This window comes from Propionicimonas sp., from assembly GCF_047606205.1.
Taxonomy (GTDB): Bacteria; Actinomycetota; Actinomycetes; order Propionibacteriales; family Propionibacteriaceae; genus Propionicimonas.
Genome location: NZ_JASGES010000088.1, coordinates 1 through 13,089, shown reverse-complemented (window position 1 = coordinate 13,089; position 13,089 = coordinate 1). Strand labels below are relative to the sequence as shown.

The 13,089-nt window shown below is 71.5% G+C and carries 13 protein-coding genes and 1 tRNA gene; 7 read left to right on the top strand and 7 right to left on the bottom strand.

Translation table 11 applies throughout. From position 1 onward, the window contains the following. Position 1 precedes the first annotated feature (1 nt). Positions 2–80 (bottom strand) — tRNA-Gln (locus QM633_RS05935). Positions 81–215: 135 nt separating this feature from the next. Here QM633_RS05935 and QM633_RS05930 point away from each other — a divergent pair. Both QM633_RS05930 and QM633_RS05925 read left to right on the top strand, forming a co-directional pair. After that, positions 216–887, top strand: coding sequence for a TetR/AcrR family transcriptional regulator (locus tag QM633_RS05930; protein WP_415152810.1), 672 nt, complete (start codon positions 216–218; stop codon positions 885–887). Positions 888–954: 67 nt separating this feature from the next. Then, entirely contained in the window at positions 955–2,157 is a 1,203-nt protein-coding gene (locus QM633_RS05925) for an MFS transporter (protein ID WP_415152809.1), read from the top strand. 176 nt (positions 2,158–2,333) lie between these two features. Here QM633_RS05925 and QM633_RS05920 read toward each other — a convergent pair whose 3' ends face one another. The 4 genes from QM633_RS05920 to rsmI form a co-directional block, all read right to left on the bottom strand. Beyond that, positions 2,334–3,260, bottom strand: a complete 927-nt coding sequence (locus QM633_RS05920; RefSeq protein ID WP_415152808.1) for a 4-(cytidine 5'-diphospho)-2-C-methyl-D-erythritol kinase — start codon at positions 3,258–3,260, stop codon at positions 2,334–2,336. A 10-nt stretch (positions 3,261–3,270) separates the two neighbouring features. Next, the gene (gene rsmA, locus QM633_RS05915) at positions 3,271–4,125 is read right to left on the bottom strand and encodes a 16S rRNA (adenine(1518)-N(6)/adenine(1519)-N(6))-dimethyltransferase RsmA (protein ID WP_415152807.1); all 855 of its coding nucleotides are present in this window, start codon (positions 4,123–4,125) and stop codon (positions 3,271–3,273) included. Beyond that, positions 4,122–4,961 (bottom strand): TatD family hydrolase, encoded by an 840-nt coding sequence (locus QM633_RS05910; protein WP_415152812.1) that lies wholly within the window; start codon positions 4,959–4,961, stop codon positions 4,122–4,124. Before QM633_RS05910 ends, rsmA begins: the two co-directional genes overlap by 4 nt. 87 nt (positions 4,962–5,048) lie before the next feature. Beyond that, entirely contained in the window at positions 5,049–5,906 is an 858-nt protein-coding gene (gene rsmI / locus QM633_RS05905) for a 16S rRNA (cytidine(1402)-2'-O)-methyltransferase (RefSeq protein WP_415152806.1), read from the bottom strand. Positions 5,907–6,203: 297 nt separating this feature from the next. On the opposite strand from rsmI, the gene QM633_RS05900 reads away from it, so the two are divergent. Both QM633_RS05900 and QM633_RS05895 read left to right on the top strand, forming a co-directional pair. Then, positions 6,204–7,721 (top strand): dolichyl-phosphate-mannose--protein mannosyltransferase, encoded by a 1,518-nt coding sequence (locus QM633_RS05900; RefSeq protein ID WP_415152811.1) that lies wholly within the window; start codon positions 6,204–6,206, stop codon positions 7,719–7,721. 153 nt (positions 7,722–7,874) lie between these two features. Continuing rightward, positions 7,875–9,278, top strand: coding sequence for a uracil-xanthine permease family protein (locus QM633_RS05895; RefSeq protein WP_415152805.1), 1,404 nt, complete (start codon positions 7,875–7,877; stop codon positions 9,276–9,278). Between the two features lie 154 nt (positions 9,279–9,432). On the opposite strand, the gene QM633_RS05890 is transcribed toward QM633_RS05895, so the two are convergent. Then, complete coding sequence (locus QM633_RS05890; RefSeq protein WP_415152804.1) at positions 9,433–10,068, bottom strand: pyridoxamine 5'-phosphate oxidase family protein; 636 nt, start codon at positions 10,066–10,068, stop codon at positions 9,433–9,435. A gap of 168 nt (positions 10,069–10,236) precedes the next feature. Between QM633_RS05890 and QM633_RS05885 the strand changes: the two genes are divergently transcribed. From QM633_RS05885 to ppk2, 3 genes are all read left to right on the top strand, one after another. Continuing rightward, the gene (locus tag QM633_RS05885; RefSeq protein ID WP_415152803.1) at positions 10,237–10,917 is read left to right on the top strand and encodes an AzlC family ABC transporter permease; all 681 of its coding nucleotides are present in this window, start codon (positions 10,237–10,239) and stop codon (positions 10,915–10,917) included. A 61-nt stretch (positions 10,918–10,978) separates the two neighbouring features. Next, entirely contained in the window at positions 10,979–11,290 is a 312-nt protein-coding gene (locus tag QM633_RS05880; RefSeq protein WP_415152802.1) for an AzlD domain-containing protein, read from the top strand. A gap of 41 nt (positions 11,291–11,331) precedes the next feature. Continuing rightward, positions 11,332–12,222, top strand: coding sequence for a polyphosphate kinase 2 (gene ppk2 / locus QM633_RS05875; RefSeq protein WP_415152801.1), 891 nt, complete (start codon positions 11,332–11,334; stop codon positions 12,220–12,222). On the opposite strand, the gene QM633_RS05870 is transcribed toward ppk2, so the two are convergent. Then, positions 12,141–12,866: a hypothetical protein gene (locus QM633_RS05870; protein WP_415152800.1), complete on the bottom strand. Its 726-nt coding sequence runs from the start codon at positions 12,864–12,866 to the stop codon at positions 12,141–12,143. The two genes, ppk2 and QM633_RS05870, sit on opposite strands and share 82 nt — an antisense overlap. Positions 12,867–13,089: the final 223 nt, after the last annotated feature.

The following is a 13,089-nucleotide window of genomic DNA, read 5'->3' as shown; positions in this document are numbered from 1 at the left end:
GCTCCCCGGGCAGGAGTCGAACCTGCGTCGCTAATCCTGATTCAAAGTCAGGCGGGCCTTGCCGGCAGACCAACCGGGGAACGACCGTCGCTCGACGGTCCGGGGGCAACTCTACGGGGGTCGGGCCGGGCCCGCACCCGCCGCCGGCCGGGACCCGCTGAGGTTCTGACCGGTCGTGATTAGCAAACCGCGCCGGCTCGGGCCAGACTTGGGCCATGTCCACAGCGCCGGCGGCCGCACGCGCGCGACGGGCCCGCGTCCGGATGACCAGGGCCGAGCGCCGCGAGCAGTTGATCGACGTGGCCAGGGCGCTGTTCGCCGAGCGGGGCCTCGAGGGCACCTCGGTGGAGGAGATCGCCGCCCACGCCGGGGTGAGCAAGCCCGTCGTCTACGAGCACTTCGGCGGCAAGGAGGGCCTCTACGCCGTCGTCGTCGACCGCGAGGTGCGGACGCTGCACGACGCGATCCGGACCGCGATCACCACGCCCCGGGCCACGCCCCGGGCCCTGATCGAGCTCGGCACGCTGGCCCTGCTGGACTACATCGACGACCACCCGAACGGTTTCCGGATCCTGTCCAGGGACTCCTCCGCCACCTCGCCGGAAGGCTCCTTCGCGACGATCCTCTCCGACATCGCCTCGCGCGTGGAGGACCTGCTCGGGGACGAGTTCACCAAGCGCGGCTTCGATCCGGGGACCGCGCCGATCTACGCCCAGATGCTGGTCGGACTGGTCGCCCTCGCCGGCCAGTGGTGGATGGACACCCGCGAGGAGCTCGCGCTGCCCAAGCCGGTGGTCGCCGCGCACCTGGTGAACCTCGCCTGGAACGGCATGCGCAACCTCGACCCGTCCCCCAGCCTGCACGGACGTCGCCGCAGCGCCGATTGACGCAGGCACCCGCGCAGAAACCGAGGAGTGCGAGGTTTTCGAGAGCGCTCCCAGCTAGGGTTGACCGGTGAGCACCTCCCTCGCCTCCCGCCAGGCCGCCGCCGCCGTCGTCCTGCTGTTCGCCTACAACGGTCTCGTCATCGGCTCCTACGCCGCCTCCATCCCCACCCTGACCGCCCGGTTCGGCCTGCAGGCGTGGCAGCTGTCGATCTTCTTCATCTGCATGGGCCTGGCCGCGATCGCGTCCATGCAGCTCTCCGGACGTCTCTCCGACCGCTTCGGCGCCCGCCGGGTGAGCATCGCGATGATCCCGGTGCTGATCCTCGCCATCCTCGCCATCGGCCTCGCGCCATCGGTGCCGATGCTGTTCGTCGCCGGCATTCTGCTCGGCATCGGCAACGGGGGCATCGACGTCGCCATGAACGCGATCGGCGTCCAGGTCGAGCAGAACCGGCCCCGTCCGATCATGAGCTTCTTCCATGGCATGTGGTCGGTCGGCAACCTGATCGGCGCCGGCCTCCTCGTCCTCCTCGGCGCCGTCCTCGGCCAGGCCGACCCCACCGTCGTCGCGACCTGCTCGACGGCGGCCGCCCTGGGTGTGGTGGCCCTCGTCCTGGCCTGGCGGATCACCCCCGAGACCGTCGTGATCGCCCACACCGACGCCAGCGGGACCAGGACCCCGATCCCGCGCTCGGCCTACCTCCTCGGCCTGATGGCGATCGCGTTCGGCCTCGGCGAGGGCACGGCCAACGACTGGTCCGGCCTGCATGTGACCCAGCTGACCGGCGTGGATCCGACCACCGGCGCCCTCGGCTACACCTGCGTCGTGGCCTTCATGGTGGTGATCCGGCTGCTCGGCGACGGGCTCGTCACCCGGTTCGGCCGCCGCGCGGTGACGATGTTCGGCGGCGCGTGCTCGGCCCTGGGCTACCTGGTCGCGGCCACCGGCAGCGGGCTGCCGGTCCTGCTCGTCGGCTGGTCACTGGTCGGCCTGGGCATCGGCATGATCGCCCCGCAGGTGTACGCCGTCGCCGGCCACACCGCCGGGGGCCGCGGCCTCGCCGTCGTGGTGACCTTCGGCTACGCGACCTTCCTGGTCGCCCCGGGCATCATCGGCTGGCTCGTCGGCGCGATCGGGATCCAGCACACCATGTTCGTTCCCACCGTCCTGCTCGCCGGGCTGCTGCTGGTCGCGCGGATCATGCCGGGCAAGGACGCCGCGCTCGTCCCGGCGCCGGAGGCGGAAACGTCCTGGACCGACCCCGCCTGACCACGCCGAGGATGGTGGCGACCGGAACCCGCCACCGAGCTTGTCGTTATGGCCCCTCGATCACCGCCTGATAGCGACGACTTCCCAGAGCCGCCGGGCGGTCGCCGGTCGTCTCGACGGAGCGCGACGAGCCGAGTCAGGGCGTCCCCGACCCGGGACGACAGCTGCCGTAGGGATCACACGACCAGCCGAGCTCCCGGGACCGGCCCGCTGACCCGTTTCACCGCGCGGCACAGGCCTTCGCTGGACAACCGGACCGACAGGTCGACCGCCGCCGGCTCGTTGGCCGCGAGGAAAGCCACCGTCGGGCCCGAGCCCGAGATCACCGACCCCAGCGCGCCGAGTGTGCAGCCCGCCTCCACCACCCGCGCCAGTTCGGGACGCAGCGCCAGCGCCGCCGGCTCGAGATCGTTCACCAGACAGCGGGACAGCGCCTGGACGTCCCCGCTGACCAGCGCGTTCATCATCTCCGCGGGAACCTCCAGGGGATCGGTCCCCAGGCCGAGCTGGTCGAACTTGCCGAACACCGCGGGAGTCGACAGCTCGCCGTCGCTGAAGGCCAGCACCCAGTGGTAGCTGCCCCTGCTGAGCACGGGGGCGAGTTCATCGCCGCGCCCGGTGCCCAGCGCGGTCCCCCCGGCCAGGCAGAACGGGACGTCGGCGCCCAGCTGGGCGCCCAGCACCCGAAGCTCGTCCGGGGAGATGTCGATGTCCCACAGCACCGCGCAGGCCAGCAGGGCGCCCGCGGCGTCCGCGGAGCCGCCCGCCATCCCGCCCGAGACGGGGATCGCCTTGCGGATCACGAGCTCGGCACCCAGCGGACGCGAGGATCCCCAGGTGGTCGCCAGCAGCCGCGCGGCCCTGACGGCCAAGTTGTCCTCGCCCTCCGGCACCAGCGCGGCCTGCTCCCCGAGGACCCGCACGGTGAACGCGCCCGGCTCGGCCCAGGTGGCCTCCACCTCGTCGAACACCGACACGGCCTGGAACACCGTCGACAGCGGGTGGTAGCCATCCGCGCGCCTGCGCCCGCTGCGCAGGGAGAGGTTGACCTTCCCCGCGACCCGCACGCGGACCGCTTCGGGCTCGGTCACCGGGGTTGCCATGGTCGCGAGGCTATCCCACCTGTCGGTCGCGAGCTTCCGCGATCCTGACGAAGTCGCCCACGGCCAGCACCTCGCCGCGGGCCTGCGGATCGACCCCCGCCGCCGCGAGCGCTGCGGAGGCCAGCGCGGAGGACCCGAACGTTCCCGCCAACGCGGAGCGCAGCATCTTGCGGCGCTGGGCGAACGCGGCGTCCACCACGGCGAACACCTCCTCGCGCGACGCGCTGGTCGCCGGCGGGTCGACGCGGACGAGCTCGACCAGGCCGGAGTCGACGTTGGGCACCGGCCAGAACACGGTCGGCGGGACGCTGCCCACCCGGCGGGCCGCGCAGTACCAGGCGAGCTTCACCGAGGGGATGCCGTAGGTCTTCGAGCCGGGCGTCGCGACCAGCCGGTCGGCCACCTCGGACTGGACCATCACCAGCCCGCCCCTGATCGTCGGGAAGCGCGCCAGGACGTGGAGGAGCACGGGCACGCTGACGTTGTAGGGCAGGTTCGCCACGACCAGCGTGGGTTGCGGATCGGCCAGCACGGCCACGCCCAGCGCGTCGGCCTCGATCACCCGCAGCCGGCCGGCACGCCCCGGCATCCGCTCGGCGACCGTCCGCGGGAGGCGATCGGCCAGGCTGTGCTCGATCTCCACGGCCACCACCTCGGCGGCCACCTCCAACAGCCCGAGGGTCAGGGAGCCGAGGCCCGGCCCGATCTCCAGGACCACGTCGTCGGGGCGCACCCCCGCCGCCGTGACGATCCGGCGCACGGTGTTCGCGTCATGGACGAAGTTCTGGCCGCGCTGCTTGGTCGGCCGCAGGTCGAGGTCCGCGGCCAGCCGACGGATCGTCCGCGGATCCAGCAGACCGCTCATCGTGCCCCCCAGTCCCCGAAGAGGGCGGACGCGTTCGCCGCGAGCTGCGTGCAGAGGTCGGCGAGCTCCGCGCCCCTGCGCTGCGCGATGAACCGGACCGTGTGCGGGAGCAGGTAGCTGGAGTTCGGCCGACCCCGGAACGGCACCGGGGTGAGGTACGGCGCGTCCGTCTCCACCAGGAGCCGGTCGAACGGGGTGAGATCGAGCGCCTCGCGGAGCGCCTGGTTGGGCGTGAACGTGACCGTGCCGGGGAAGGACAGCCAGTAGCCGCGGTCGAGACAGGCCCGCGCGAAGGCCGCGTCCCCGGAGAAGCAGTGCAGCTGGACGCGGTCCGGCGATCCCTCCGCGTCGAGGACGTCGAGGATGTCGGCGTGCGCGTCCCGGTCGTGGATGACCAGGGCGAGGTCGTGCTGCTTCGCCCAGGCGATGTGGGCGGCGAAGGACTCCCGCTGCAGCGCACGGCCGGCCGCGTCCGTCGTGCGGAAGTAGTCCAGACCGGTCTCTCCCACCCCTCGGACACGCTCGCTGGAGGAGACCAGCGCTTCGATTCGCTCGAGCTCGGCACCGAGGCGCCGGCCCAGCCGTGCGGCGTCGTTGGGATGGATCGCGACCGCGGCGACCACTCCCGGATGGGTGCACGCCAGCTCGATCGCTGCGGCGGAGGAGGCGACGTCGGTGCCCACCTCGACCAGCCGGGTGACGTTGACCTCCGCGGCCAGGGCGAGCGCCCGGGCCACCGCCAACCCGCTGTAGTCGACGACGCTCAGCGCATGGGTGTGCGCGTCCGTGGTCGGGGCGGGAAGCGGCTCCGGCGACAGCGGCAGGTCGTACTTCATTGAAGGACGCAAGGATCCGCTCACGCTGGGCTCCTTCCGACGGGTCGCGCCCCGCTCTGACGGGCGCGGGGACAGCTGCCGACCGACTCAGGCATCGCGCCTCCCCCGGGCCTCGAGCGCGGCGGCGTAGAGCGCCTTCCTCGCGACCCCGGACTCGGCGGCGACCGCGGCGACCGCGGCGGAGAACGGCTCGCCGGACGCCGTCCGCTCGAGCACGAGCGGGACCGCGTCCGCCACCGGGAGCAGGAACGGTTCCGCCCCGGCCAGGACGACCGTGATCTCGCCGCGCACCCCGTCGGCCGCCCACGCTGCGAGGTCGGCGAGGGAGCCTCGACGGGTCTCCTCCCAGGTCTTGGTGAGCTCACGGCTGATCGAGGCCCGGCGGTCGTCGCCGAAGGCCACCCTGGCGTCCGCCAGGAACTCCGGCAGCCGGTGCGGCGCCTCGAAGAACACCATGGTGCGGGTTTCGGATGCGAGCTCGGCCAGCCGGCGGCGACGCTCCCCCGCCCTGCGGGGCAGGAAGCCCTCGAAGCAGAACCGGTCGGTCGGCAGCCCGGAGAGGGCGAGCGCGACCAGCACCGCGGAGGGCCCCGGGACGACCCGCACCCTCCGGCCGGCCTCGACCGCCGCAGCCACCACGCGGTAGCCGGGGTCGGACACCGTCGGCATGCCCGCGTCCGAGACGACCAGCACCGTCAGCCCCTCCTCCAGCGCGGCCAGCAGCCCACCGACCCGTGCCGCCTCGTTGCCGTCGAAGTAGGAGACCACCCGGGCCGAGGACGTGATGCCGAGCCGCGACAGCAACCCCTGCAGGCGGCGGGTGTCCTCGGCGGCGATCACGTCGGCGCGCGCGAGCGCGTCCCGCAATGCCGGCGAGGCGTCGTCGAGGTTGCCGATGGGAGTGCCGGCCAGGAGCAGCAGCCCGTCATCGCGGAAGTCGTCCACCCGTGCAGTATTCCTGATTCCGGCGCGCCCGGTCGGCCCCGACCGGCCTCCGCCTAGGATGACCGCGTGACGGAAGCGGAACGGGCTGACGGCGGGCGCGTGGCGTCCGGCGACCGGGGTGGCCCCGAGACGCCGGAGCGCCCCGGGAACGGCATCTCGCCACTCGAGTGGGCCGAGCCGGTGCAGGAGACCGACGTCGTCGCTCCCCCGCCCGCGACGCCCTGGCGCCGACTGCGGCGTCCCACCGACCACGACGAGCTGAGCACGGTCGAGCGCCTGCGCGACGGCCAGGCCGCGCTGCGGGACCGGGTCGCCGGCTGGGTGGTGACGCTGAGCATCACGGCGATCGCGTTCGGGATCCGGTTCGTGAACATCGCCTACCCGAACAAGCTGGTCTTCGACGAGACGTACTACCCCAAGGACGCCTGGACGCTGTGGAAGTACGGCTACGAGAAGCAGTGGCCGAGCGACGCCAACAGCTCGATCGTCGCCGGCAACGTGGACGTCTACAAGGACGCGGCGGAGTTCGTCGTCCACCCGCCGGTCGGCAAGTGGCTGATCGGGCTCGGCGAGCAGCTGTTCGGCATGAACTCGTTCGGATGGCGGTTCATGCCGCTGGTGTTCGGGACGCTGCTGGTGTTCATGACGATCAGGATGGCGCGGCGGTTGTCCCGCTCGACCCTGATCGGCGGCATCGCCGGCGTCCTGCTGACCCTGGACGGGCTGGCGTTCGTGATGTCCCGGATCGGGCTGCTGGACATCTTCCAGGCGTTCTTCCTCGTCGCGGCGGTCGCCTGCGTGGTCGCCGATCGCGACTGGTACCGCGGCAAGCTGGCCGACCACCTCGAGCGGCTCGGCCAGCCGGACTTCGGCGGACGCTTCGGGCCGATCGTGTGGTGGCGTCCCTGGCGGCTGGTGGCCGGCCTGGTCTTCGGCCTGGCGCTGGGGACGAAGTGGAACTCGGTGTTCGTGCTCGCGTCCATGGGCGTGCTGAGCGTGCTGTGGGACGTGGGCGCGCGCCGGCTGGCCGGGGCGGACTGGCGGGCCTGGAAGGCGTTGCTGATCGACGGGGTGCCCGCCTTCGTCCGGCTGGTGGTGGTCTCGGGGATCGTCTACGTCGCGTCCTGGTCGGGCTGGCTGCTGACCGCCGGCGGCTACGACCGCGACTGGGGCAGGAACCATCCCGACAGCCCGTGGACGATCCACCTCGGCGAGATGTGGGCCTCTTTCCTGAAGGTCCACCAGGACATCTACAACTTCCACACCGGCAGCTACATCAAGGAGCAGACGCACCCCTACGACGCGCACCCGATCGGGTGGCTGATCATGGCCCGGCCCACCGGCGTCGACGCCGTGAACGACATCAAGCCGGGCGTGGACGGATGCATGGCCACCGGGGACGCCACCTGCATCCGGGTGATCTCCGCGATGGGCACGCCGGTGCTGTGGTGGATGGCCTTCTTCGCGCTGTTCGTCGGCCTGATCTGGTGGATCGCAGGGCGGGACTGGCGCTTCGGCGTCCCCATCGTCGCGGCGATGTCCACCTACCTGCCGTGGTTCCCCAACGCCGATCGCCCGGTGTTCTTCTTCTACGCGATCTGCATCATCCCGTTCACGGTGACGATCCTCGCCATGGTGTTCGGGCTGGTCCTCGGCCCGGCGGACGGCCCCCATCGAAGACGCGGCGCGATCATCGTCGGCGTCGCGATGGCACTCGTCGCGCTCAACTTCGCCTACATCTACCCGGTGCTGACCGACCAGCTGATGCTCTACAAGGACTGGCTGGCCAGGATGTGGCTCCGCTCCTGGATCTGAGCCAAGGGCGAACTGGCTCGCCAGGGAACAGTCCCCTCATTCTCGCGTGCCCGGAGGCCGCACGCGGGCCATCTCACGACATCTCCGAGCCCGGCCGTCCGCGTCCCCGCGACCAATAGAGTGCGCTCGACCTGCTCGGCAGAAGGGGATCACATGGCCATCTGGAAGCTTCACGGTGACGGGACGATCCAGCCGGGGGCGGTGGTGAAGCCCGACGAACGACTCGGCTGGGGCAAGATGTTCGGGCTCGGCGCACAGCACGTGGTGGCCATGTTCGGAGCCACCTTCCTGGTGCCGCTGATCACCGGCTTCCCGATCCCCGCGACCCTCTTCTTCAGCGGCGTCGGCACCCTGCTCTTCCTGCTGATCACCGGAAACCGGCTGCCGAGCTACCTGGGCTCGTCGTTCGCGTTCATCTCGCCTGTGCTCGCCTCCAAGGCCGGCGGCGACATCGGCAAGGCGCTGTTCGGCATCATGCTCACCGGCATCCTGCTGGCGATCGTCGGCGCGGTCGTCCACCTCGCCGGGTCGAGGTGGATCGACGCGCTGATGCCGCCGGTGATGACCGGCACGATCGTCATGCTGATCGGCTTCAACCTCGCCGGCGCAGCGTGGAGCAGCAGTGCGCAGAGCGTCCCGCTCGACGCGTCCGGCGCCTGCCTCCCGGACGCGTCCACCGGCTGCCAGATCACCACCACGATCACCGGCGGCTTCGCCGCGGCACCGCTCACCGGCTGGATCACGATCCTCGCGATCGTCCTGATCACCGTGCTGTTCAAGGGCCTGATCGGGCGGCTGTCGATCCTGCTCGGCGTCATCGTCGGCTATCTCGCCGCGCTGATCCAGGGCCAGGTCGACTTCGCCGCCGTCGGATCGGCCGACTGGATCGGCCTGCCGCACTTCCAGCTGCCGACCCCCGATTTCACCGTCGCGGCGCTGTTCCTCCCGGTCGTCCTCGTCCTGATCGCCGAGAACGTCGGTCACGTGAAGTCGGTGTCGCTGATGACCGGCCACAACTACGACAAGACGATGGGACGCGCGCTGCTCGCCGACGGCGTCGCCACCACGCTGGCCGGCTTCGGCGGCGGCTCGGGCACCACCACCTACGCGGAGAACATCGGCGTGATGGCGGCCACCAAGGTGTACTCGACGGCGCTGTACTGGATCGCCGGCTTCATCGCGATCGTGCTCTCGTTCATCCCGAAGTTCGGCCAGGCGATCGCCACGATCCCCGCCGGCGTGATCGGCGCGGCGGGTACCGTCCTGTACGGCATGATCGGCCTGCTCGGCGCCCGGATCTGGATCGACAACAAGGTGGCCTTCACCAACCCGGTGAACCTGATCCCCGCCGCCATCGGCCTGATCATGGGCATCGCGAACTTCACCTTCACGCTCGGCTCGATGACCTTCGGCGGCGTGACCGTCGGCACCGTCACCGCGCTGGTGCTCTACCACCTGATGAGGTCGATCGCGAAGGCCCGCGGCACCGACATCACCGATGACACCGCGCAGGACGGCCCCACCTTCCCCGACTACGAGCCCGACGCCCTGCACTGACGGCCCGCTTCGCGCCGGTGCCCCGGAGACGTCAAGGACGACGCCTCCGGGGCACTCCACGTCCGGATCCGAGCCGCACGACCGAACCGTCCCTCCGCAGCCGGACGGTGCTCGGCAACCAGCACGAGAACCGTCCCCGGCATGCCGTCGGCGGTCAGTGGCCGATCAGGCGGTGCACCGACGCGGGCACCTCGATGCCCGCGCGCAGGTCGGGGCTGGGGACGGGGTCGCCGTAGCCGGTGACCAGCGGCACGACGCCGGCCCAGGCCTCCCCGGCGATGTCGGAATCGGGATCCTCGGGGAAACCATCGGCCGTCTTGAGCGACCATTCGGCGATCGGCAGCGCAAGGGTCATCGTCGCTGCCAGCTCCTTGCCCGTGCTCGGGCGGATCTCACCCGTGCGCCCGGGCAGCACGCGGTCGGTGAAGGCGTCCAGCGCCCGCACCGCCTCGTCCCCGGTGAGCATCGTGCAGGTGCCGAACAGGCAGGCACTTCGATACCGCATGCCCGACTCGAACCCGGAGCGGGCGACCTTGATCGCGTCCAGCGCGGTCACCGTCACGCAGGCCGGCGCCCCGTCGGCCAGGGCACGCATCCAGCGCGACCCGGTCGAGCCGTGGAACAGCAGGCGGTCACCAGCTCGCGCGAACCCGGTCGGGATGACCAGCGGCCCCTCCTCCAGGCTCAGACCGATGTGCGCGACGAGCACCTCGTCCAGCAAGGCGTCGAGCTCGGCATGGTCGGTGGACGTGCGGTCGGCCATCCGGGTCGGGATCAGGGTGCGGCTCATGCGGGGTCCCCATGGAGTTGTTCGGGCGAGTGCAGCAGAGAAGAACTCAACAGGGTTCTCACTCCCCGATCCTCCCCCACCGCCCTCTCCGACAATCGGGATCTCAGAGAGCGACGGGCCACTGAGACTCCGCCGGGCCGATGGGGACGGGGACGCTAGCGTGGGCCGGTGCCGTCCCGCCTCACTCCCGCCGTCCGGATGGGGTTGTCGATCGCCCTGGCCGTGGGGGTGTACGGGATCTCGTTCGGTGCGCTCTCGGTGACCGCGGGCCTGGATGTGTGGCAGACCTGCGCGCTGAGCGCCCTGATGTTCACCGGGGGTTCGCAGTTCGCGTTCATCGGCGTGATCGGCGGCAGCGGGACGGGAGCCGCGGCCTGGGCCGCGGCCACCCTGCTGGGCGTCCGCAACGGCATCTACGGAATGCAGTTGAAGGCGCTCATCCGCCCCTCCCCGAAGCTGATTCCCCTGATGGCCCAGTTCACGATCGACGAGTCGACCGCCACCGCCACCGCGCAGGAGGACCACGACGAGCGCGTCCGCGGGTTCTGGACGGCCGGCCTCGGCGTCTACGTGATGTGGAACGCCTTCACCCTGATCGGGGCGCTGGCCGGCAACGCGATCGGCGAGGTCGGCCAGTGGGGCCTGGACGGCGCGGCGGTCGCCGCCTTCCTCGGGCTGTTGTGGCCGCGCCTGCACGGCCGCGACCCGGTCGCGATCGCGGTCATCGCCGCCGCCGCGACCCTGATCGCGCTGCCGCTGGTGCCGCCCGGCATCCCCGTCCTGATCGCCGCAGCGGTCACGGCGGGGTGGTGGGCGTGGCGACGGCGCCGGACGGCGGTAGCCGGATGACCACCCGCCCGAGGTCCCTTCTGCCGCTCCGCTGCTCCGGGCAACCCCGCGGGGGTCCCGAATGAGCCTGTGGGGCTGGGTGCTGCTCGCCTGCGCGGCCGCCGCCGCGATCAAGCTGGCCGGCTACCTGCTGCCCCAGCGGCTGCTCGACCGACCGGTCATCCACGCGCTGGCCGGTGCGCTGACGGTCGGGCTGCTGGCGTCCCTCACCGTGATGAACACGGTCGGCAAGGGGCAGGCGATCGCCCTCGACTCCCGCCTGCTCTCGCTGGCGGCCGGAGCGCTCGCGCTGAAGCTGAAGGCCCCCTACATCGTGGTCGTGATCGCGGGAGCGCTGGCTGCGGCGATCGGGCGTCGCTGCGGGCTTCCCTGAGTTCGCCCCCCGCGTTCACGGGACTGTGGTACTGCTCTGCAATGAGCATGTCCCTGCGCGAGCACATCGACGCCCTCCGCGAGGAGGGCTACACGGTCCAGGCCGACTCCGGCGACGACCCCGTCCTGATCGCCCCCGACGGAAACGCCGTCGAGACGTGGCGGGAGAACTATCCGTACGACGAACTGATGTCGCGCGAGGAGTACGAGGCCCAGAAGTACCTGCTGCAGGTCGAACTGCTGAAGCTGCAGTACTGGTGCCAGGACAACGGGGAGCGGCACGTGATCGTCTTCGAGGGACGCGACGCCGCCGGCAAGGGCGGCACGATCAAGCGCTTCCTCGAACACCTCAACCCGCGTGCGGCGCGGGTCGTGGCGCTGACGAAGCCGACCGCGACCGAGCTCGGCCAGTGGTACTTCCAGCGCTACGTCGCGCACCTTCCGACCTGCGGGGAGATGGTGCTGTTCGACCGGTCCTGGTACAACCGGGGCGGCGTCGAGCGGGTGATGGGCTTCTGCACCGACGCCGAGTACTGGACCTTCATGCACCAGGCGCCGGTGTTCGAGCAGATGCTCAGCGACGCCGGCATCCACGTCGCCAAGTTGTGGTTCTCGGTGACCCGGCAGGAGCAGCGGACGCGGTTCGCGATCCGCCAGATCGACCCGGTGCGGCGCTGGAAGCTGTCCCCGATGGACCTGGAGAGCCTCGACCGCTGGGACGACTACACCGAGGCCAAGGAGCAGGTCTTCCTGCACACCGACACCGACGCCGCCCCGTGGCACACGATCAAGAGCAACGACAAGAAGCGGGCCCGGCTGAACGCGATGCGGCTGTTCCTCAGCCAGTTCGACTACGAGGGCAAGGACACCGCGATCGTCGGCGAGCCCGATCCGCTGCTGGTGTCCCGTGGCAGGGAGGCGGTCGGCGACTGAGCCCGGCCGGCGGTGCGCCACAGCACGAGGGTGGCGATCGCGGTGGCGAGGATCGCCAGCGCGGTGGGGACGCCCGAGCCCGGCGGGGAGTCCCACGAGGCCTGGTTCAGGCCGAGGGCGAGGGTGAGGTCAACGACTTGGTGGACCACACCGGCCGAGGTCGCGGCGAGGAGGACCAGGACGTAGCGGACCAGCCGCGCTCCCCCGAGGCCGAGGGCGGCCAGGGCCAGCGCCGCCGGCAGAACCAGGAGGTCGAGGAGGACGAGCGTCCAGCCGGGCACCCCGTCCGCACCGGGAGCGAGCGTCGCCGACCAGACCGCCACGGCGACCGCGGCCAGGCCGGGGAGTGCCAGCAGTGCCCGCGCGGCCACACCGGCACGGATGGTCGGCAGGACGACCAGCCAGGCGGCGGCCGACGCCAGCGACGCGGCCAGGCCGAGCGCCCCGACCAGGCTGGCCGGGTCCTGCCCGATCAGTGGCGGCGCGTACTCGTCCATCGCCACCAGGCAGCCGTCGGTGAAGGAGATCGCCCCGATCGACCCCGCACAGGGTTGCCAGTAGCGGGTCAGGGCGACCAGGCTGCCGGCCGCGGCGGCGGCGAGGAGCCCTGCCGAGACCAGCCACGAGCCTGATTCACGCGTCATGGTGACACCCTAGGAGACGGTGCGGGGCGCGGAAAGGGCCGCGTCCCGAGGTTCCCCGAACCGGCCGGGACGAGCGCGGGATGTGCCGGGTTGCGGGGCGGCGCCGAGGGCGACGCGAGGCGGGATCGCGCCGGTGCGGGCCCGCCAACGTCTACCTCAGCAGTTCGTCGGGGAGCCGCTGGTCGGCGGATCCGGCCGGCGTCGCCGCCCGGTCCTTCGCCGC